We start from the raw sequence: 19,265 nt of genomic DNA on the forward strand, positions 1-19,265 counted from the left end.
GTCAGCTCTCCTCGGAGATCGGTTCGCGGTGGTGTTCACGCGCCGGGTCGTCGTCCCACTCCACGGCGGTGATGCGCAGCTCACGGCCGGAGACCAGCTCGGCTGTCGCCGCACCGCACACCGGACAGCACAGCTGCGGCGGCATGCCGACCGCCCAGTCGCCGGCGCACGGTGCGCAGCGGGCCCGGCCGGGGACGGATTCCGCGATCAGTTCGGCGCCTTCCAGAACGGTTCCGGCACAGGCCAGTTCGAAAGAGAAGGTGAGGGCGTCGGCGACCACTCCGGCGAGCTCGCCGACCTGCAGTCGTACGCTCCTGACGGCGGTGGCTCCGGCCGGGCGGGCCGCCTGGGCCACCTGGTCGACGACGGCCAGCGCGATGGACATCTCGTGCATCGGTCTCCGTCCTGCGGCGGGCGCCCCGTTCGGAGCCCATTACAGGGCGGGGCCGTCGGGCCCGGCCGAGCGGCGCGCCGACAACGGACGGTCGCGTACACCGTTCGGTGCAGCAGCCGTTGCCCGGGGTCGCCCGGACCACGCGTCACATCATGCGGATACGCAGATAGCGCTTGATGTCGGGCAGGACGGTGACGAGGGCGGCCACCGCGGAGGCGGCGGCCGCGCCGCCGATGACGGTCATCTTCTTGTTCACGGTCTTCTTGTGCATGGTCTTCCTCCTCATGTCAGGGCTTTGTGCTGCACCAGGTCCTTCACCGTCCGCACGGCCTCGGGCACGGCGGCGGCCACGCGCGGGCTGAGCCCGATGCCTTCCTCGACGTTCTCGGGTTCGCAGCCCACCACGAGGATCCGTCGCGGCGGGGTGGTGTCCGTGCCCGCGCACAGGGTGTCCAGCAGGGCCAGGACCGCGTCGGGCGACATTCCGTGACCGTCGAGCGAGACGCTCTTCGTGTCGTGGGCGCCGGGGGTCCCCGCCTCGATCACATACAGCGTCCCGGGCTCGCCGCCCCGCGCGGTCGCGTCCACGAGGACGACCGTGTCGTATCCGTCGAGAAGCCGGTAGGCCAGGTGGACACCCCGGATCCCGATGTCCGCCACTTCGACATGATCGGGCAGCGGGTGTTCCGTCAGGCGGCGCACGGTCTCCACGCCGAAGCCGTCGTCGCCGAGGAAGATGTTGCCGATGCCCGCCACCAGCGTGCGGGCGCCGTGCTGTGCGGGGCCGTTCACGCGTCCTCCAGGGGTTCGACCTCATCGGGCTGGAAGTACAGGAAGCGGCCCTGCTCGCGGCGGATGTCCGCGCCGGGATCGCCCTCGACCGTCACCGCCAGGTGGACACCGCCGTCCACGTCGTGCAGGACGGCCTCGACCTGGGCGCTGCGGCCCTGGAGGAAGAGGTCCTGGGCGTCGCTGTGGCGCAGACCGGGCCGCAGCACGACCCGGCTTCCGGCACGCACCGGCCGCCCGTCGACAAGGACGTGGTCGCGTCCCGGGTCGACACTCGCGTCGCTCCCCGGATCCCACCAGGGGGTCTCGGGGCGTTCGACGCCTGACCCGTCGGGCCCGCCGGATCCGGTGACCTCCCGGAGACTGCGCACGGCTCCGTGCAGACGCTCCAGCACTTCGGCGGGCATGGAGTCCGCCAGCTCGATCACGGCCGCCGCCCGGGCGTCGGTGCCCCGGGCCTCACGCTTCTCCTCGTCCGTGAGTGCCGCCGTGCGCAGCGCGAGGATCTCGTCGATCTCGGTGGCGTCGTACAGCGCGCCCGGACTCTCCGGCGCGATGGCCGGATGGTCCTCGAGAATGATCGGCGAGGAGAGGACGAGGTCGGTGCGGCCGGGTTCACCCGCGAGGACCGGCCAGGTGTGCAGGTTGCGGCAGGCGGCGACCGCGCCCCTGGCCCACTGCGGTGGGTCGGTCATCGACAGGAACGCGCCCGCGTCGAGGCACAGCAGCAGATGGCTGGCGACCAGCGAGCGCGGCAGCGCCGCATCCCGGTCGCCCGAGGGTTCCGGCAGCCAGGGGCTGGTGTTCTCGACGACGGCGGTCAGGCGGACCGCCCGGTAGGGTCCGTCGAGTTCGGCGGTGGAGAGCCGTACGACACCGCTGATCTCCTCGCGGCGGCGCACCAGTCGTCCGACGGTCCGCCCGGTCGCGTCCCGGACGGGCTCGGTCTCCTCGCACGCGGGCCGGGTGAAGGGGAACGCCGCCCCGTCGCCGTCCAGTTCCGACACGGGGACGGTGAGCTCGACGCGCTCCTCCACGCCCTCGTCCCAGGGGACCAGGACGCGGTCGTCGAGGTGCAGCTCGCGGACCGTCTCGAAGCCGCCGTCCGGACGGGCCTGTTCGACGATGCGCCGCGTGGTGTGCAGGAAGCGCGCCTCGACGGCGAGGTTCGCTCCGGGCCTCGGCTCCATCAGGCATTCGGTGTGCTGGAACTCGTGCTCCTCGCAGGCGGCGCTCCAGGCGGGCGGCACGAGCACACCGAACTGCCAGCGCAGCCGGTTCTTGGCCGAAGAGGCCCGGTACGGATAGAGCACATAGCCCTCGAACAGGACGGCGTCGGCCACGTGCCGGGCGGTGGCGAGCCGGGCTTCGGTCGCCGGGGAGAACGTGGCGGTGGTCATGATCCGGTCCTCTCGCCCGCCGCGTCGAGGAGCGTCTCCAGCGTCGCCTGCCAGGAGGGAAGTGCCCGACGCGACCGGTAGGCGAGCAGTGCGTCCATGGTGTCGTGCGGCAGGCGGATCCAGCCGCAGCCGGGGAAGTGCTGTTCAAGCATCTCCCGCCAGGTCTTCACCGGCATCCGGTACGTCGCCTCGCAGTCCCAGGGCACCGGCTCGACACGGAATCCGCCGGCCCCGGTGAAGGCGGTGCCGGAGAAGAGCATGAGCAGGGGCACCTCGCCGCCGGAAAGCGCGTGGGCGTAGCGGGTCGCGGCGATGTCCATGTCGTAGGTGCAGGGCACGACGAGGTCCGTCTCGGTCTCGCCGGTGAAGCCGGGAACCATGACGGAGATCTGTGCGAACTGCACGGGGTGCAGGGTGCTCCCCCAGCGTGAGCGCTCGCCGAAGAGGTCCGTCAGTCCCTGGGCCTCCTCGTCCTCGTAGGGGCGGCGGGCAGGCTCGATGCGCATCTGGCAGCGCAGGGCCAGGGCGTGGACCCGGGCGCCTTCTGATGCCGTGATGCGCAGCCGGAAGACGAGGGTGGGCCCCGCGGCGTACGGGTCGGCACGTACGCCGGTGCAGGTGAACGTGAACGCGGTCATGGCCGGCTCCCGTCCGGCGCCCCGGCCCGTCGGCGTACGTGCTCGAAGAAGGCGTCGAGGTCGGCCCGGGCCTCCGCGCCGCCGTCGAAGCCCTGCCAGCGCAGCCGCATCCGGCCCACCAGTTCGTAACAGATGTCGACCGGCACCAGATAGCACTCGGTGCGGCCGTCGGAGCGGCGCAACAGCAGGGCCTCCACATCGGGTTCGAGCAGTGCGGCGAGCCGGGTGCCGTCGAGGACGGTCTGCCAGGACGACGGCTCCAGTTCGCTCTCGGTCGCACCCGCCGGGCTCGGGTAGAGCGCCACGAGCCGGTCGAGTGCGGTGTTGCGGAAGAAGAAGGCGACGCCGACGGGGATCCGCAGGAGTTCCCAGGCGTTGTCGTCGATCCCGTGGGCGGGATCGGACAGGAAGCGGCCCGGGACCGCGCGGAAGCGGCCCTTCGAGGCGCCCGGGCGCGCGAGGAGCTGGGCGCAGGGGGAGCAGGCGCAGACCAGCGCGCGGTTCTCGGTGTCGACGAGGTGCGGGTGGCGTTCGCCGTCGAGCGGCGCACCGCACATCTCGCACCGTTCCTCACGGGGCGGCCGGGGCGCGGTGAACCGGCGCAGGCCCTTCTGCCGTTGCGCTGCGGGGCCGTTGTACGTGGCAGCGCCCGTGGCGGGCCGCAGCGGCCCCGGGCCGACGTGGGACGCGCTCACCGCGCCGTGGCCGGCGAGCGGCCCGCCCCGGAGACGGGCGGCGGCCCCGTGCCGATCTGGAGGAGGGCGGGCTCGCGCGAGGCGGGCGCCGCGTCCAGTTCCACGGCCGTCACCTCGGGTGCGAAGCAGGCCAGGGCCTCGACGGCGGCCTGCCGGGCGACCTCCTGCGTGCTGGGGCACCCGCAACCCGTCGAGCCCGTGACCCGCAGGCGCAGTACGCCGGTCGTCTCGTCGAAACCGGCGGACTCGACCGAGTGCTGAACGCCGTTCAGAGCGCGGGCGATCCGGGTGGGGACGTCCTCCGGGTGCAGATCGTGCAGAACCAGCAGGCCCGCCACCGATTCGTCGCCCAGCAGCGCGGCGAGCGGGGCGCCACCGGCTCGTGAGGCGGCCGGACGGCCCAGCAGCTCGACGGTCCTGGCCAGCCCGGCGCCGTAGAACTCCACGAGGCACCGCACCAGTTCCTCGACGGCCGCGCATGTCTGCTCGTCGCCGGAAGCGGCCAGCTGGTCGAGGATCTCCTCGACCCGCCGGCCCGCCGCTTCCGCGGTCACCGGGCTCATCCGGCGAGGCCGCTCAGTCCGGTGGGCACGTGCAGGGACTTCACGGTCCTGCCGTCGCCGACGTACATGTGGACGCCGCACGGCAGACAGGGGTCGAAGCTGCGGACGGCGCGCATGATGTCGATGCCCTTGAAGTTCTCCGGCGTGTTCTCCTCGAAGATGGGTGTGTTCTGCACGGCGTCCTCGTAGGGGCCGGGTGTGCCGTAGGTGTCGCGGGTGCTGGCGTTCCACGGGGTCGGCGGATAGGGGTGATAGTTGGCGATCTTGCCGTCCCTGATGACCATGTGGTGGGAGAGGACTCCGCGTACGGCCTCGGTGAAGCCGACGCCGATGGACTCGTCCGGCACGTCGAACTTCTCCCAGGTCTGGGTGCGTCCCGCGCGGACCTCCTCGAGGCCCTTCTCCGCGAAGTGGAGGGCCAGGGCCGCCGTGTAGGCCTGGAAGTAGGTGCGGGCGCGGTTGCGCTCCAGCGCGTTGCTCCACTGCGGGATCTTCCACTCGAAGGTGGTCTCCGGCTTGGTCAGCGTGCGCGGCAGGTTGATGACGACGCTGTGGCCGGTCGCCTTGACGTAGCCGACGTCGACGAGCCCGGACAGCGCCGTGGACCACAGTCGGGCGATGGGTCCGCCGCCGGTGTCCAGCGGGAGGTAGTCCTTGCCGTCGTACCAGCGCGGAGACATCACCCAGCTGTACTTGTCGTCGAAGTCCCGCTTCTGGGGGGCGGGGATGGTGTGCTGGTTCCACGGGTGGCGCGGGTCGACCGGGTTGCCGAGCGGGTCGTGGGTGACGAATCGCTCCATGCCCTCCCAGTCCTCGTAGTACGAGCTGCCGAGCAGGATCCGGATGCCGAGGTTGATCTGGGTGAGGTCGTTGGTGACCAGCTTCCCGTCGACGATGACACCGGGGGTGACGAACATCTTCCGTCCCCAGTCGGTCATGTTGGCGTAGGTGAAGTCGCAGTACTCGGGGTCGTTGAAGGCGCCCCAGCAGCCGAGCAGCACCCGTCGGCGGCCGACCTCCTCGTAACCGGGCAGCGCCTCGTAGAAGAAGTCGAAGAGGTCGTCGTGCAGCGGGACGACACGCTTCATGAACTCGACGTAGCGCATGAGACGGGTCATGTAGTCCGTGAACAGCTGGACGGACGCGATCGTGCCCACGCCGCCCGGGTAGAGCGTGGAGGGGTGCACATGGCGGCCCTCCATCAGGCAGAACATCTCCCGGGTGTAGCGGCTGACCTGGAGGGCTTCGCGGTAGAACTCGCCCTCGAGCGGGTTGAGGGAGCGCATGATGTCGGCGATGGTGCGGTAGCCGTGCTCCGCGGCGTGCGGGGCTTCGGTGCGCTCGGCGAGTTCCAGGACACCCGGGTTGGTCTCGCGGACCATCTTCTCGCAGTAGTCGACCCCTACCAGGTTCTCCTGGAAGATGTTGTGGTCGAACATGAACTCGGCGGACTCACCGAGGTTGATGATCCATTCACCGAGGTGCGGCGGCTTCACACCGTAGGCCATGTTCTGCGTGTACACCGAGCAGGTGGCGTGGTTGTCGCCGCAGATGCCGCAGATGCGACTGGTGATGAAGTGCGCGTCACGCGGGTCCTTGCCCCGCATGAAGACGCTGTAGCCACGGAAGACCGACGAGGTGCTGTAGCACTCCGCGACCTTCTTCTGCTTGAAGTCGATCTTCGTGTGGATGCCGAGGCTGCCCACGATCCGGGTGATCGGATCCCAGGACATCTCCACCAGGCCGGTGCCGTCGCCGGACGCTCTCGTTTTCGTCGCCATCGTGTGTACGGTGCCCTTCTTCACTCTTCAAGCAGGAGTTCGGGTGGTCGGTGTCCTGGAGGTGGTCACCACGGCGGGCGGTACCCGGTGGTGATCTTGGTGCCGGTGTGACGCCACTTCGGCTCCTTGTCCACGGTCTTGGCCGTGATGGTCCGGAGCCGGCGGATCAGGGCGCCGTACGCGCCGCTGGCCGTGCTGGAGAGCTTCGCGCCGGGGGGCTCGTCCATGAACGGCATGAACTTGTCCGGGAAGCCGGGCATGGTGCACGCGATGCAGATGCCGCCCACGTTCGGACAGCCGCCGATGCCGTTCATCCAGCCGCGCTTGGGCACGTTGCACTTGACGACGGGGCCCCAGCAGCCGAGCTTGACCAGGCACTTGGGCGAGTCGTACACCTCGGCGAACATGCCCTGCTCGTAGTAGCCGGCCCGGTCACAGCCCTCGTGCACGGTGGCCTGGAACAGCCACGTGGGGCGGAGTTTGTTGTCCAGCGGGATCATCGGCGCGGACCCGGCGGCCTGGTAGAGCAGATAGGTGAGGGTCTCGGCGAAGTTGTCGGGCTGGATCGGGCAGCCGGGCACGCACACGATGGGAATCCCGGCCTTGGACTTCCAGTCCCAGCCCAGGTAGTCGGGCACGCCCATGGCACCGGTCGGGTTGCCGGCCATCGCGTGGATGCCGCCGTACGTGGCGCAGGTGCCGATCGCGACGACGGCCAGCGCCTTGGGGGCCAGACGGTCGATCCACTCGCTGGTCGTGATGGGCTGGCCGGTCTCAGGGTTGTCGCCGAAGCCGCACCAGTAACCCTCCTGCTTGATGGACTCGTTGGGCACGGACCCTTCGACGACCAGGACGAACGGGTCGATCTCGCCGCGCTCCCCCTTGAAGAACCACTCGATGAAGGTGTCCGCGCCGCCGACCGGGCCGCACTCGAAGTCGATCAGCGGCCAGTGGACGGCGATCTTCGGCAGGCCGGGCAGCGCGCCGAGCGCGATCTCCTCGATGCTGGGCTGCATGGCGGCGGTCAGGGCGACCGAGTCACCGTCGCAGCTCAGACCCGCGTTGATCCAGAGAATGTGGATCGGCTTCTCGTCGGTGCCGGCCGCGCCGGACGAGTCCGCGGCGTCGACCGTGGTCGGCGTTGCTGCATCCATGAGGACGCCTCCTGGGGCGGTATGCGACAAAGGCCCCTTTTTGGGCCTTCTCTCTTGCTAACAGGCGGCCGGTCCCTCTGCCACCGCTCGTGGGTCCGGGGAATCGGCGGGCGGCTGTTCCTTCCTGACGAAAGCCCTGCGCAGTGCGTGATACGGGGCGGTGGGGTCGAAGAAGATGCCGCGCATACGGGTGAGCTCCTCCTCCCGGTAGGCGGCCAGCGGTCCGACGGCCTCCCGACGCTCGCCCTCGGCCTTCTTCGCGGCGATCCGCGACCGGGTGGCGGGAAACGTCGCCAGCCGCTGCGCCGACGTGGCGACTTCTGCGGTGAACTCCTGAGGACGGCAGTCGACGACCCGGTCCACCAGGCCGGACCGCAGCGCGGCGGTCGCGGTCACCGGCTGCGCCTCGCGGACGAGGCGTTCGGCCATCAGGGTGCCGACCCTGCGGGGCAGCGAGTACGTCCAGTACTCCGACCCGTACAGCCCCATCAGCCGGTAGTGCGGGTTGAGCACCGCGCCCGACCGGCACCAGACCTCGTCGGCGGCCAGCGCGAGCATCACCCCGCCGGCGGCGGCATTTCCGCCGACGGCGGCCACCACGATCCGGTCGGTGGTGGTCAGAACGGCCTCCACCAGGTCGTTCATGGCGTTGAGATTGGCCCAGGACTCCGCACCGGGGTCGGCCGCCGCCTCGATCACCTTGAGGTGGATGCCGTTGGAGAAGAAGTCGCGGCCGCCGCCCAGCACAAGAACCGAGGTCGGCCGGGAGCACGCCGCCCGGTACGCCTCCAGCAGCCGGCGGCAGTGCGCCGTACTCATCGCTCCGCCGGGGAACGTGAACGACAGGATCCCCGCCTGTCCCTCCTCGCGGTAGCGGATGTCGCTCCAGGTCCTGCTGAGCGGGTCGGGCTCCAGCGGCGCGGGAAGTTCAGGCACGGACGGCAGGCGGCCCGCCAGAGCGAGCGTGGCGGGGAGTTTGAACGTCGCGGGCATACCCGGCCGGCGACGCGCCCGTAGTTCGGGAATCCACACCGCTCCGTCGGCGGTGGCACGGCAGATGGCACCGGCACGGGTCGCCAGCAGCCGCCCGGGACGGCCGCGCAGACCGTCCTCCGGGTGGCCACCGTGGAGGAACCATTCGCCGCCGAGCAGTTCGTCCAGCACACCGGGCTGCGAGTCGGCGGCGCGCAGAGCCCGCAGGACGTCGTCGGTGGAGTCGTCCTCCCAGGAGATCCGCCGGAACTCCTGACGGAAGTACGGGCGGGTCAGGGCCGGGCCCGGCATGCTCCGCTGCGGCCGGGGCGTGTACGTGCCGGAGGCGAAGCGGTCGACCGCGAGCAGGACCGCGGCCAGCGCGGCGTCGGAGACCTCGCCCCGGTACAGGTCGCTCTTGGCGACGGGCGGTACGGGAAAGCTCCCCGTGGCCCAGATGTCACCTGCGTCCATCTCCTCGGCGGCCTGCAGAACGGTGACGCCCCACACCCCGGCGCTCTCATGGATGGCCCAGTCCAGGGACGACGGCCCGCGATCGCCCACCGGCCCTGGATGAACGACAAGACAAGTGTGCGCGGTCCACACATCGCGCGGGATGACGGCCTTCAGCATGGGTGCGAGTACCAGCTCCGGCTCGTGCCGGCGGACGGCATCACGCACGGCATCGCTGTGCGGGGTCAGTTCCACGGCGACGCCGTGTCCGCGGTCCCGCAGTTCGGCGTGGACTCGCTGGGTCAGGCTGTTGTACGCGCTGGCGACGAGCAGGATGTGCATGGCGGCCTTCCACCGGATCCGGCGGTCTCGGCCGCGACGAGGAGCAGCCGCCTTCGATCGTCTGGCACCTCCGGCCGGCGCTGCCGGTACGGGGCCGTGGAGGTCACTCGAAAGCGACCGTCGGGGCGACCGATCGGCGGCGGGCGTCGGGGCTCCTCCCGTGCTCGGAAGCCGGGGCTCGGAAGGCGATGGCCGGGAAGGGCGAGGGCCGGGAACGCCGTGGCTCGGAACGCGGTGGCTCGGAACGCGGTGGTTCAGAACGCCGTGTAGCGCTCCGGCATGGGGAGCTCCACGCCGTCGAGCTCCAGCGTGCAGCCGGGTTTGATCCGCACGAGGTGCGACTGGTGCACCCGGACCAGGAAGCTGCGGACGGGCTCGTCCGGGAGCTCGCCCGCCAGCACGGTCGTTCCCTTGCCGTGCTCGCGCCGGTACTGGATCACCTTGCCGTTGACCAGGAGCTCGATGCCGCCGGTCCTGCCGGGGCCCACGTTCACCGTGATCGAGTGCTTCCCCTGGTCGACGTGGAAGTGATGGTTGCGCGCCATGACACACCTCCGCGGAGCCGCCGGTACTCCAGACTAAGTCCGCAGCATGTCCGTCGCAGGGCGGCCCGGGGACGGGACCGCGGCCGACGGGAACCGGATGTGGCGGAATTGTGTCTGTCGTGGGGACAGCACCCGAGACCCGCACGGAAGATGCGGGCCCGGCCGCCGAGGGGGGCGGAAATGAACGCTTGGTCGGTCCCCGGGTACTCGGAGACCAGGGAACTCGGTGCGGGTGGCAGCGGACGCGTCGTCCTCGCCGTCCACGAGGCCACGGGCATCCCCGTGGCCGTCAAGTACCTCAGCGAGCGCATGCGCCGGGACGAGGCCTTCGTACGGGAGTTCCGGTCGGAGGCGCGGCTGCTCGGCGGGCTCGACACACCTCATGTGGTTCGGCTGTACGAGTACGTAGAGGCGCCGGACGGCGCGGCCATCGTCATGGAGCTGGTCGACGGCGTCGCCCTGCGCGCATTGCTGGCGAGGGAGGGCAGGACCGGGCCCGAGCCGGCCCTCGTGGTGCTGAAGGGATCGCTGCTGGGGCTTGCCGCGGCGCACCGGGCCGGTGTGGTGCACCGGGACTACAAGCCGGAGAACGTGCTGGTGGCGGCGGACGGTTCGTCGAAGCTGGTCGACTTCGGGATCGCCGCGGGGCGCGGTACCCGTCCCGGTGTGGCGGGCACTCCCGCGTACATGGCCCCCGAGCAGTGGAGCGGCGAGCCGGCCTCGCCCGCGGCCGACGTCTATGCCGCGACGGCGACCTTCTTCGAGTGTGTGACCGGCCGAAAGCCGTACGCCGGCGAGAACTTCGCCGAGCTGGCACTGCAGCACACCAGCGCTCCCGTGCCGGAGGAGGACGTGCCCGGGCCGGTACTTCCGCTGGTGCGGCGGGGTCTCGCCAAGAGCCCGCAGGAGCGGCCTGCGAACGCCGAGGCGTTCGTGGCGGAGCTGGAGGAGGTCGCGTACGCGGCCTACGGACCGGACTGGGAGGAGCGGGGGCAGCGGAAACTCGCCGCGCTCGCGGCGCTGTTGCCGCTGCTGTTCCCGTCCGCGGGTGCCCCGCCCGCGGGGACCGCGGCCCTGGCCACGACCTCGCTGGGGCGTGGTCACCGGTTCGGAGGGCTGTGGCCCGGCACGCAGGGGCTGCTCGCCGGAGTGCTCGCCCTTCTCCTGGGACTGGCCGTGGTCCTCACTGCGCGGGCCGCCGACGAGGCACCGGTGCGGGCGACGGCGCAGGCGGTGGCTACGACAAGCGCCGTACCGGATGCCGGACCGACCGGGACGTCGCCGTCCACGCCTGCGGCGAGTCCCGCACCGTCCGCGTCCCCCGGTCCTTCGGGAAGCCCGCCGGGGCCCACGCCCACAGCGACCTCCGCTCCGCCCGGCAGCCCTTCGGCGCCACCGGTCACGGTGACCGACCCGCCCGTTACGCCGGACCCGCCGGTCACCTCAGAACCGCCCGTCACGTCCGCGCCGCCGGAGACACCGGAACCGGCCCCGGTGAAGGTCACCTCCGTCTCCGTCGGCTCGCTGCGCCAGACGGGGGCGGCGACGGCGAGCGCGACCGTGAACGTGGTCACCGACGGGACCGGCCCCGTGACCATCGTCCTGGGCTGGGCGACCGGCGACACCGAGGGCGTCCCCGGCACCCCGGACGGCACCAGCACGTTCGAGCGCAGCGGCGCCACGCGGTACACGCTCACGGTCGACCACGCGTTCCAGGGGCGCGGCTGCTACTGGAGTGTCCGGGCCGACACCTCACCGGCCGCCGCGAACGGCGGATCCCAGCAGCAGATCCTGACCAGGCGGTGCATCATCACATGAACGACCCGCGGATCCCGTCGGCTCCACTCCCGGAGCCGGACGACGACTACAGCGCCACCGCGCTGGCGAGCCACTGGGTCGAGCGGCCCACCGTGCCGTACGACTCCGGCTCCGGCTCCGGCCTGGTGGAGGGCGGCGTGCCCGGCCTGGTGGAGGGCGGCGTGCCCGGCCCGGTCGACGGTGTCACGCCCGACCGGGTGGAGGGCGAGATCCTCCGCTTCGGCCCGGGTGTCACGGCCGCCGCCCGTACCCGCTTCGAGCAGGACAGCACGGCCACCGTCTGGCACGGCACACTCCCGGGCCGGGCACCCCTGCCACCCGAGCGCCCGCCCTCCCGCCTCACCGGGCTGCGCCGCTACACCCTCGCCGGGGTCGTGCTCTTCGCGGTGCTCTGCTTTCTCGCCTGGGACCGGTACGGGCCGGGGGTCGCTGTACAGAGCGTGTCCGTGCGCACCGACTCCGCCGGGCCCCGCTGCGACGGCACCGCCGAGATCACCGCCCTGGTGGCCACGAACGGGCGGGCGGGCACCCTGACGTACCGGTGGGTGCGCAGCGACGGCACGGCGTCGCAGGAGCTCACGGAACGACTGGCGCGCGGACAACGGCAGGCACGCCTGCGGCTGTTGTGGACGTTCCAGGGCGAGGGCGACTACGACGCGCGGGCCGAAGTGCGCATCACCTCGCCCACCCACCACAGCGCGACGGCCGGCTTCAGCTACAACTGCCCCTGATCCGCCCGCGCGGGGCACCGCCTGCCCGAGGCGGTACGACGGCTCGCGCCCGCAGCGCTTCCGTAGGCGCACCAGGGCAGGAAAACCTGGGCGGGCGGGCGGGCCGACCGTGAGCGCGTGGAGCACGGTGCCGAGACCCGCGGCCCGCGGCCCCGGCGAGCAGGCAGCCCATGGCGAGGACGGTGACCTCGATCAGGGTGCGGATGACCCGGATGGAGCGCCCGGTCGCGGTCGACACGCCGGGACGCCCTCGGTCGAACCGGTGCGGGCGCCGGTGAGGGTCCGTCCGCGAGCGAGCCGGCCGGACGGCGCACGGCCTCGCGCAGGGTGTCCCGGACGATCGCCTGCCGGCTGGTGATGACCCCGATGATCAGGGCCGTGGGTCGCACCGCGCTGCTCACGGTCACCTGTCTGCTGGCCGCGCTGCTGTGCGCGGTCATCGCCCTGCCGGTTCCGGTGTGGGGACTCACCGTGGTGATGGCGGCGCTCGACTTCTGTCTCGGGGTGGGGCAGCCCCTTTCGATGACGACCGTCGTCCGGGCCGCCCCGGCCGGGGCCCGCTCCACGGCCCTCGCGCTGCGACTCACCGGCAACCGCCTCGGTCAGGTCGCGGCGCCCGCCTCGGCCGGTCTCGTCGCAAGGGTAAGCGGGACCCTTCCCGGATGGGCCGTCCATAGCCGTAAGGACCGTCCGTAGCCGTCCATGCCGGCGCACGCTTCGGCCCCGGGCCTCGGGACGGCTTGACGAAAACCCGTTCCGGCGTTCGCCGACCCTGTGGACGCGCTCGCCCGCCGGTGATCACCTGCTCGGGCGAGGCCCGAGGGTCCCCGTTCCCCGGCGCGTCCTCCTGAGGGATGCCGGGCCCGGGGCAGCCGCCGGAGGCGCAGGATGTTGCTGCACTCCGGTCAGGACACCGCCGGCGCTGCGCACCCCCGGCCACGTGCCGTGACCGCGGCTACGGCCCCGGCGACCCGCCGCCGGAATCCGGGCAGGCGGAATCCGGGCAGGATGCTCCCCCAGGGGCCGCGAGTGCGGGGAAAAGACCCCGCCGCGCCGACTGTCCGGTTCTCCCGTATGGCCCCACCCGGCACTGCGGTGCTAGAAAGAACACCGTGATCAGCCGCTTCGACCGATTCCGGGGCGTATCGGTTCGGCAACTGATCCGCAAACGCCCCACCAGCGTCGCCGGGCAGGTCTTCGTCCTCCAGGTGGCGGTCGTGGTCCTGCTCGTTCTCGGGGCGATCCTGGCCCTGGTACTGCAGTCACGGGCCGACACCGACCGCGAGGCGCGGAACCGGTCGATCGCGGTCGCGGAAACGTTTGCGCACTCCCCGGGGCTGCTCGCCACCCTGAGACTGCCCGACCCCTCCCGGGTGCTTCAGCCGATCACCGAGGCAACCCGCAAGGACGCCGGCGTGGACTTCATCGTGGTGATGGACACCAAGGGCATCCGCTACACGCACCCCCAGCCGGAGCGGATCGGGCACCGATTCGTCGGCACGATCGAGCCGTCGTTGAAGGGCAAGGTCCTGGTCGAGAGTGTCCATGGACCGCTGGGCCACGAGGTCCAGGCGGTGGTCCCGGTGACCGACCGGAGGGGCTCCGTGGTGGCGCTGGTCTCCGCCGGTCTCAAGGTCCAGAACGTGACCGGCGCGGTGAACCGGCAGCTGCCGGTCATCCTCGGTGCAGGGGCGGTGGGCCTGGCCCTGGCCACGGCCGGTACCGCGCTGACGACCAGACGGCTCAAACGGCAGACGCATGGTCTCGGTCCGGCCGAGATGACCCGGATGTACGAGCACCACGACGCCGTTCTGCACGCCGTGAAGGAAGGCGTTGTCATCGTGGGCCCCGACGGCAAGCTTGTGCTCGCGAACGACGAGGCCAAGCGGCTGCTCGGCATGCCCTCCGACTCCGAGGGCAGGTCCGTCGCCGAGCTGCCCGGTCTGCACCCCGCCACCGCCGCGCTGCTGGCCTGCGGCCGTGTGGCCACGGACGAGGTGCATTCGGCCGGGGACCGGCTGCTGGTGGTGAACCAGCGGCCCACAGAAGGCCCCGGAGGGCCGATGGGCACGGTCGCGACCATCCGCGACTCCACGGAGCTCCAGGCGCTGACCGGCAGGGCGGAGATGGCCCGCAAGCGGCTCCAGCTGCTCTACGACGCCGGCGTCGGCATCGGGACCACGCTCGACGTCACCCGCACGGCGGAGGAACTGGCCGATGTGGCGGTCCCGCGCTTCGCGGACTTCGTCACCGTCGACCTGGCCGACCCGGTACTCAACGGCGAGGAGCCGAACGGGGGCGGTGGGCAGATGCGCCGTACCGCCGTCAGCGGCATCCGCGACGACCATCCTCTCTACGAGCTCGGCAGGCTGATCGCGTTCCTCCCCTCGACGCCGCAGGCCCGCGGTCTCGGCAGTGGACGGGCCGAGCTGGTACCCGTCCTGTCCGACGCCCCGGGCTGGCTGGCCCAGGACCCGGAGCGGACGAACGACGTCGTCTCCTACGGCATCCATTCACTGATCACCGTGCCCCTGCAGGCCCGGGGCGTGGTCCTGGGCGTGGCCAACTTCTGGCGCTCGGAGAAGCCCGGCCCCTTCGAGGAGGAGGACCTCTCCCTCGCCGAGGAGCTGGTCGCCCGCGCCGCGGTGTCCGTCGACAACGCCCGCCGCTACACCCGCGAGCACGCTCTCGCCGTGACCCTGCAGCGCAGCCTTCTGCCGCGCGCTCTGCCCGACCAGAGCGCGGTCGAGGTGGCACACCGCTATCTGCCCGCACAGTCCGGTGTCGGCGGAGACTGGTTCGACGTGATTCCGCTGCCCGGCAGCCGGGTGGCGCTGGTGGTCGGTGACGTCGTCGGCCACGGCCTGCACGCGGCGGCGACGATGGGGCGGCTGCGCACCGCCGTACACAACTTCTCGACGCTGGACCTGCCGCCCGACGAGATCCTCGGGCACCTCGACGATCTGGTGGGGCGTATCGACCAGGACGAGCCGGGCGCCGGCGCGGGCTCGGACGGCGGACCCGCGATGACGGGCGCCACCTGTCTGTACGCCGTCTACGATCCCGTGACCCGCCGGTGCACCATGGCGAGGGCGGGACATCCGCTGCCCGCACTGGTCCATCCCGACGGCACGGTCGAGTTCCCCGAGCTTCCGGCCGGGCCGCCGCTGGGGCTCGGCGGGATGCCGTTCGAGGCCGCGGAGCTGGAACTCGAGGAGGGCAGCCGGCTCGTGTTCTACACCGACGGGCTGATCGAGGACCGCAGCCGGGACATCGACGTGGGCATCGAACTGCTGCGTCAGGCTCTCGCCCATGCGGACCGGACCCCCGAGGAGACCTGCCAGGAGGTGCTGGACGCCCTCCTGCCCGCGCGCCCCAAGGACGACGTGGCCCTGCTCATCGCCCGCACCCGGTTCCTCGGCCCGGAGCGGGTCGCCGAGTGGGAGGTACCGTCCGACCCCAGCGCCGTCGCCGGAATGCGCGCCAAGGCTGTCGGGACGCTGGAGGACTGGGGCCTGTCGGAACTGGCCTTCGGTACCGAGCTGATCCTCAGCGAGCTCCTCACCAACGCCATCCGCTACGGCTCGGGGCCGATCCGGGTACGGCTGCTCCATGACCAGACGCTGACCTGCGAGGTGGCCGACGGCAGCAGCACCTCGCCCCATCTGCGCTATGCCGCCACGACCGACGAGGGCGGCCGCGGGCTGTTCCTGGTGGCTCAGCTCGCCCAGCGCTGGGGCACGCGGTACACCGCCGACGGAAAGATCATCTGGGCGGAGCAGCCGCTGCACGGCTCCTCACCTCAGGCGGAGGGCGCGGCGCTGCTCGGCTTCACGGACGCCGACCTCCTCTGAGGCGGGTCCGCCGGGCCGCGCGAGCGGCTCGGGGCCCGCGGAGGGCCGCCGCCACGCGCCGGGGGCGACGTCGTCCGGCGCCCTCACTGCTCCGGCCTGGGCGGGGCGTAGAACGCCGTGGTGGCGCGCACGGGCGCGGAGACCGTATCGGCCGATGCGCCAGCAGCGGAGTAGGCCTCGCCCCATGCCTGGCTGCTGCGGGCCATGACATCCCGGCCTCTGCGGACGCCTGCCACGCCGCCGCCTCCGCGGGATCGATCGAGCCGCCCTTCAGATGCTGTCCCGGACCGAGCACGGCCAGCTCCCAGCCGACACCGACCGCGCCGGGGCCGAACCGCTCCCGCATCTCGGGCGGGACGACGGTCCCGTGCTCCAGCTCGAAGACGGTCCGCCCGGCCTCCTGTGCCGTCGGACCTACTTCCACCTCGCTGAACCCGGGGTTCTCGCCCATCACCCAGCTCACCCTGAGCCGGTTCGGCGGCTCGCAGCGCAGATCTCCCCACCCGCGTTGCCGTCCAGCTGGTAGCGGCCGCCCGGCTTCAGCTCCCCGGTCAAGGGAAGGAACCAGCGGCTGGTCCGCTCGGGGTCGGTGCAGGCGTCCAAGACGTCCTCGACCGTGGCCGTGGCGTCGTACGTGCGCCGGAGCAGTACCGTGCGCGCCTCGCTCCCGGCCTCGGCCCGTCGGCCGACCTCGCGGACGACGTCGCTCATCGCTGTTCCTCCTTCGCGTTCCGTGTGCGGCGCTCGCGCTTGCCTCGCGCCGGCTCGGTACCGAGCGCGTCCAGCCGCTCTTCCCGGAAGCCGCGGAACCGGTCGAGCCATAGGTCGACCTCGCGCAGGGCGCGGAGTCGACGGCGTACAGCCGCCGGGTTCCCTCGGCGATCAGGGAACCCGGGGGCCCACCCTCGTGGCGTACGTACGACGGTCCCCGGAGCCCATGCGGAGTACCTGCGGCGGTCCCACGCCGCGTCCTCGGTTCCACTGGGGAGATGCAGGTGATTTCGGTCGAAGCCCCCGGCGGGGTCGAGCCATGAATCCTTCCGGCTTCCGGCAGTTCGCCCTCTTCGCCGCGATCGGCATCGCCAACACGGGGGTGTACTGCGCGGTGTACGCCGTGCTGAACGTCTGGCTCCCCTATCTGACTGCCCATGCCCTGGCGTATTCGGTGAGCGTCACCGGATCGTTCCTGCTCAACTCCCGCATCACGCTCAGGACGAGGCCGACATGGCGTGCCTTCGTGCGCTATCCCGTGTCGGGCGCGGCCAATCTCGTGGGCAGCGGGCTCCTTCTCCATCTGGCTGTGACCAGGCTGGGCATGGACGAGCACCTCGCCGCCGTAGCCGCGGGCGCGGTCGTCACCCCGCTCTCGTTCCTGCTCGCGCGGTGGGCGATCACCTCAGGGACCAGGAAGCCCGTCACGGAAGGCGCGTCGAGCGGATGACCCCCTCCAGGTGGTAGTAGTCGGCGACGCACCGGGCGGGCCATCGATCGCGCCCCTGATTGCCGAAGGGCTCCAGCATGCCGCTCACCGACAGCGGCTTGTACGGGAGCATCTCCGCGCCGTTCGCCGCCCGGGCGCGCAGCCACACGTCCTGCCGGTCCCACTGGTGGGCCCGTACGCGCATCTGCCGGCCCAGTTGGTGGAGCGGTACGGCGAGTCCCACGACCGTGGTGGCACAGACCAGCGCTGCCACTGCTGCCACCGCCGTCACCATGCCGGTCCCCCGCTCTGGCATCCGCGAGCGCAGCACACGCCCCAGCCGGCAGCCGGCGGCCACCAGCACGAGGACATAGAGCAGCAGGTAGTCGTTCCAGGTCCGGGCGGCGGACACGACCCGTGAGCCGAAGACGGGATGGGTGATCACGGTGCAGACGTAGCCGGCGACGAGGAAGGCGAGCCCGCCGAAGGCGACCAGCAGCGCCGGCGCGCCCGGGCGGAAGGCGGCGGGACCGGCCCGCCGGTCCCGCACGAGGAGGCCGAGCAGCACTCCCGCTGCGACGGCACCCGCGTACTGCCAGGTCGTGAACACCGTCTCCAGGACCCGCAGATAGCCGCGTGCGGCGGCGAGCAAGGTCTCCGGGGCGGCCATGGACGAGGATCCGGCGCCGTACCGCTCACGCCTGTTCCGCGCCCCCGGGGAGGTGACCAGCACAGCCGTACCGATGGCGACCCCGGCCATCGCGAGCAGGGCCGCGCCTCGGACACGGGCCCTGACGCCCCCGGTGAAGAGCCGCCCGCTCAGCGCTACGAGCCCCGAGAGCACGACGAGGACGACGACCGACGTCTCCTCGGACAGCGTGCCGAGGAGGATCCCCGCCGGCAGGAGGGCGGCGAGGGCAGCGGCACGGCCCCGGCGGCTGCGGGCACTCAGTGCCGGGACGGCCGCCGCGCAGGCGAGCACGGGAGGGAGGGTGTGCGAGACGGAGGCGGCGGGCCAGTAGAACGTCTTGTACGTGTTGGGCGTGGCGAACAGGAACACCGCGGTGGCCATGGCCCCCACGCACAGCGGGACGCCCCGCGGCGCGCGCAGCCCCGCCGCCCTCAGCAGGACGAGGACGAGGGCCCACAGCACGATCAGTACGAGCACTCCGCTGACGAGGCCGAACCACTGGTGACCCGCGACCGGGAACCGCGCGTACAGCCCGACGAGCAGGCCGTTGCCGATCCGGCCGTTGTCCGTGACGTAGAACTTCTCGACCAGCCCGGCGATGCCGTGGTCCCGGACGACGGGCAGGAAGCACCATTCGTCGGCGCTGGGCCGTACATGGCGGCCCAGCCACGCGGCCATGGCGAGCAGCGCGAGTGGCGGCAGCGCCGGAGCCACGGCCCGGACGACCGTGGCACTCCCCCGGCCGGCCGGCCGCGTGTGCCGCCGGCGTGGCGCGCACCCGTCCGGCTCGCGCGGGACGGTGGCGCCCGACGCGCCGACGGCCGTGTACGTCACTGCCTCTCGTAGCCCTCCTCGCCGCCCGCCGCCCGGCGGGTCCTTCCCACTCGAATCCAGGTGCGCGGAGCCCGCAACCGGCGCGGGTCAAGTGGCGCAATGCGGGCGCCCCGGCCGCGCTCCCACGGGCCGGGCGGTTCTGTCGGCGGCACTTGGACGCCACCCGTGGAAGGCATCCGCCACCCGGCGTG

General features: G+C 71.9%; 18 protein-coding genes and 1 pseudogene. 5 read left to right on the forward strand and 14 right to left on the reverse strand.

The genetic code is table 11. From position 1 onward, the window contains the following. Window position 1 precedes the first annotated feature (1 nt). From ACFU5O_RS14315 to ACFU5O_RS14365, 11 genes are all read right to left on the reverse strand, one after another. Complete coding sequence (locus tag ACFU5O_RS14315) at window positions 2-394, reverse strand: hydrogenase maturation nickel metallochaperone HypA (protein WP_384239978.1); 393 nt, start codon at window positions 392-394, stop codon at window positions 2-4. Window positions 395-539: 145 nt separating this feature from the next. Further along, a complete protein-coding gene (locus ACFU5O_RS14320) occupies window positions 540-665 on the reverse strand; it encodes a DUF6893 family small protein (protein ID WP_384239980.1) in 126 nt (41 codons plus the stop codon). An 11-nt stretch (window positions 666-676) separates the two neighbouring features. Further along, window positions 677-1,186 carry a hydrogenase maturation protease gene (locus tag ACFU5O_RS14325; RefSeq protein WP_384239982.1) on the reverse strand — a complete coding sequence of 170 codons (510 nt, stop codon included), beginning with the start codon at window positions 1,184-1,186 and terminating at the stop codon, window positions 677-679. Continuing rightward, window positions 1,183-2,583, reverse strand: a complete 1,401-nt coding sequence (locus tag ACFU5O_RS14330; RefSeq protein ID WP_384239983.1) for a hypothetical protein — start codon at window positions 2,581-2,583, stop codon at window positions 1,183-1,185. Before ACFU5O_RS14330 ends, ACFU5O_RS14325 begins: the two co-directional genes overlap by 4 nt. Further along, the gene (locus ACFU5O_RS14335; RefSeq protein ID WP_384239985.1) at window positions 2,580-3,221 is read right to left on the reverse strand and encodes a DUF6084 family protein; all 642 of its coding nucleotides are present in this window, start codon (window positions 3,219-3,221) and stop codon (window positions 2,580-2,582) included. Before ACFU5O_RS14335 ends, ACFU5O_RS14330 begins: the two co-directional genes overlap by 4 nt. Next, entirely contained in the window at window positions 3,218-3,916 is a 699-nt protein-coding gene (locus ACFU5O_RS14340; RefSeq protein ID WP_384239987.1) for a DUF5947 family protein, read from the reverse strand. The genes ACFU5O_RS14335 and ACFU5O_RS14340 overlap by 4 nt, the downstream gene beginning before the upstream one ends. After that, complete coding sequence (locus ACFU5O_RS14345) at window positions 3,913-4,479, reverse strand: hypothetical protein (protein WP_384239988.1); 567 nt, start codon at window positions 4,477-4,479, stop codon at window positions 3,913-3,915. The genes ACFU5O_RS14340 and ACFU5O_RS14345 overlap by 4 nt, the downstream gene beginning before the upstream one ends. Continuing rightward, the gene (locus ACFU5O_RS14350; protein WP_384239990.1) at window positions 4,476-6,260 is read right to left on the reverse strand and encodes a nickel-dependent hydrogenase large subunit; all 1,785 of its coding nucleotides are present in this window, start codon (window positions 6,258-6,260) and stop codon (window positions 4,476-4,478) included. The genes ACFU5O_RS14345 and ACFU5O_RS14350 overlap by 4 nt, the downstream gene beginning before the upstream one ends. A 65-nt stretch (window positions 6,261-6,325) precedes the next feature. Then, window positions 6,326-7,414 (reverse strand): hydrogenase expression protein HypE, encoded by a 1,089-nt coding sequence (locus ACFU5O_RS14355; RefSeq protein WP_384239992.1) that lies wholly within the window; start codon window positions 7,412-7,414, stop codon window positions 6,326-6,328. A 57-nt stretch (window positions 7,415-7,471) separates the two neighbouring features. After that, on the reverse strand, window positions 7,472-9,181 hold the full coding sequence (locus ACFU5O_RS14360) for a hydrogenase maturation protein (RefSeq protein ID WP_384239994.1): 1,710 nt from the start codon (window positions 9,179-9,181) through the stop codon (window positions 7,472-7,474). Window positions 9,182-9,435: 254 nt separating this feature from the next. Then, window positions 9,436-9,726, reverse strand: a complete 291-nt coding sequence (locus tag ACFU5O_RS14365) for a hypothetical protein (RefSeq protein WP_384239996.1) — start codon at window positions 9,724-9,726, stop codon at window positions 9,436-9,438. Window positions 9,727-9,906: 180 nt separating this feature from the next. Between ACFU5O_RS14365 and ACFU5O_RS14370 the strand changes: the two genes are divergently transcribed. The 4 genes and pseudogenes from ACFU5O_RS14370 to ACFU5O_RS14385 all read left to right on the forward strand — a co-directional run bounded on the left by ACFU5O_RS14370 (window position 9,907) and on the right by ACFU5O_RS14385 (window position 16,129). Then, window positions 9,907-11,544, forward strand: coding sequence for a protein kinase (locus ACFU5O_RS14370; protein WP_384239998.1), 1,638 nt, complete (start codon window positions 9,907-9,909; stop codon window positions 11,542-11,544). Beyond that, window positions 11,541-12,275 (forward strand): hypothetical protein, encoded by a 735-nt coding sequence (locus tag ACFU5O_RS14375; RefSeq protein WP_384239999.1) that lies wholly within the window; start codon window positions 11,541-11,543, stop codon window positions 12,273-12,275. Before ACFU5O_RS14370 ends, ACFU5O_RS14375 begins: the two co-directional genes overlap by 4 nt. A 318-nt stretch (window positions 12,276-12,593) precedes the next feature. After that, window positions 12,594-12,926 (forward strand): annotated as a pseudogene (locus ACFU5O_RS14380) (MFS transporter); the annotation flags it as partial. A 461-nt stretch (window positions 12,927-13,387) separates the two neighbouring features. Continuing rightward, window positions 13,388-16,129, forward strand: a complete 2,742-nt coding sequence (locus tag ACFU5O_RS14385) for a SpoIIE family protein phosphatase (RefSeq protein WP_384240000.1) — start codon at window positions 13,388-13,390, stop codon at window positions 16,127-16,129. An 83-nt stretch (window positions 16,130-16,212) separates the two neighbouring features. Here the strand turns inward: ACFU5O_RS14385 and ACFU5O_RS14390 are convergent, their stop codons facing one another. Together ACFU5O_RS14390 and ACFU5O_RS14395 are read right to left on the reverse strand one after the other, a co-directional pair. After that, window positions 16,213-16,335, reverse strand: a complete 123-nt coding sequence (locus ACFU5O_RS14390; protein ID WP_384240001.1) for a hypothetical protein — start codon at window positions 16,333-16,335, stop codon at window positions 16,213-16,215. A gap of 253 nt (window positions 16,336-16,588) precedes the next feature. Beyond that, window positions 16,589-16,840 carry a hypothetical protein gene (locus ACFU5O_RS14395; RefSeq protein ID WP_384240002.1) on the reverse strand — a complete coding sequence of 84 codons (252 nt, stop codon included), beginning with the start codon at window positions 16,838-16,840 and terminating at the stop codon, window positions 16,589-16,591. Window positions 16,841-17,159: 319 nt separating this feature from the next. On the opposite strand from ACFU5O_RS14395, the gene ACFU5O_RS14400 reads away from it, so the two are divergent. After that, window positions 17,160-17,570: a GtrA family protein gene (locus ACFU5O_RS14400; protein WP_384240004.1), complete on the forward strand. Its 411-nt coding sequence runs from the start codon at window positions 17,160-17,162 to the stop codon at window positions 17,568-17,570. Here the strand turns inward: ACFU5O_RS14400 and ACFU5O_RS14405 are convergent. Then, window positions 17,545-19,074, reverse strand: coding sequence for a DUF6056 family protein (locus ACFU5O_RS14405; protein WP_384240006.1), 1,530 nt, complete (start codon window positions 19,072-19,074; stop codon window positions 17,545-17,547). The two genes, ACFU5O_RS14400 and ACFU5O_RS14405, sit on opposite strands and share 26 nt — an antisense overlap. Window positions 19,075-19,265 lie beyond the last annotated feature (191 nt).

This window comes from Streptomyces sp. NPDC057445 (assembly GCF_042802855.1).
Taxonomy (GTDB): domain Bacteria; phylum Actinomycetota; class Actinomycetes; order Streptomycetales; family Streptomycetaceae; genus Streptomyces.

Excerpts from the sequence above, each read along its gene's own strand:
- ACFU5O_RS14315 (WP_384239978.1), bottom strand. The coding sequence starts at position 394 with ATGCACGAGATGTCCATCGCGCTGGCCGTCGTCGACCAGGTGGCCCAG.
- ACFU5O_RS14320 (WP_384239980.1), bottom strand. The coding sequence starts at position 665 with ATGCACAAGAAGACCGTGAACAAGAAGATGACCGTCATCGGCGGCGCG.
- ACFU5O_RS14330 (WP_384239983.1), bottom strand. The coding sequence starts at position 2,583 with ATGACCACCGCCACGTTCTCCCCGGCGACCGAAGCCCGGCTCGCCACC.
- ACFU5O_RS14335 (WP_384239985.1), bottom strand. The coding sequence starts at position 3,221 with ATGACCGCGTTCACGTTCACCTGCACCGGCGTACGTGCCGACCCGTAC.
- ACFU5O_RS14345 (WP_384239988.1), bottom strand. The coding sequence starts at position 4,479 with ATGAGCCCGGTGACCGCGGAAGCGGCGGGCCGGCGGGTCGAGGAGATC.
- ACFU5O_RS14350 (WP_384239990.1), bottom strand. The coding sequence starts at position 6,260 with ATGGCGACGAAAACGAGAGCGTCCGGCGACGGCACCGGCCTGGTGGAG.
- ACFU5O_RS14355 (WP_384239992.1), bottom strand. The coding sequence starts at position 7,414 with ATGGATGCAGCAACGCCGACCACGGTCGACGCCGCGGACTCGTCCGGC.
- ACFU5O_RS14360 (WP_384239994.1), bottom strand. The coding sequence starts at position 9,181 with ATGCACATCCTGCTCGTCGCCAGCGCGTACAACAGCCTGACCCAGCGA.
- ACFU5O_RS14365 (WP_384239996.1), bottom strand. The coding sequence starts at position 9,726 with ATGGCGCGCAACCATCACTTCCACGTCGACCAGGGGAAGCACTCGATC.
- ACFU5O_RS14370 (WP_384239998.1), top strand. The coding sequence starts at position 9,907 with ATGAACGCTTGGTCGGTCCCCGGGTACTCGGAGACCAGGGAACTCGGT.
- ACFU5O_RS14375 (WP_384239999.1), top strand. The coding sequence starts at position 11,541 with ATGAACGACCCGCGGATCCCGTCGGCTCCACTCCCGGAGCCGGACGAC.
- ACFU5O_RS14390 (WP_384240001.1), bottom strand. The coding sequence starts at position 16,335 with ATGGCCCGCAGCAGCCAGGCATGGGGCGAGGCCTACTCCGCTGCTGGC.
- ACFU5O_RS14395 (WP_384240002.1), bottom strand. The coding sequence starts at position 16,840 with ATGAGCGACGTCGTCCGCGAGGTCGGCCGACGGGCCGAGGCCGGGAGC.
- ACFU5O_RS14400 (WP_384240004.1), top strand. The coding sequence starts at position 17,160 with ATGAATCCTTCCGGCTTCCGGCAGTTCGCCCTCTTCGCCGCGATCGGC.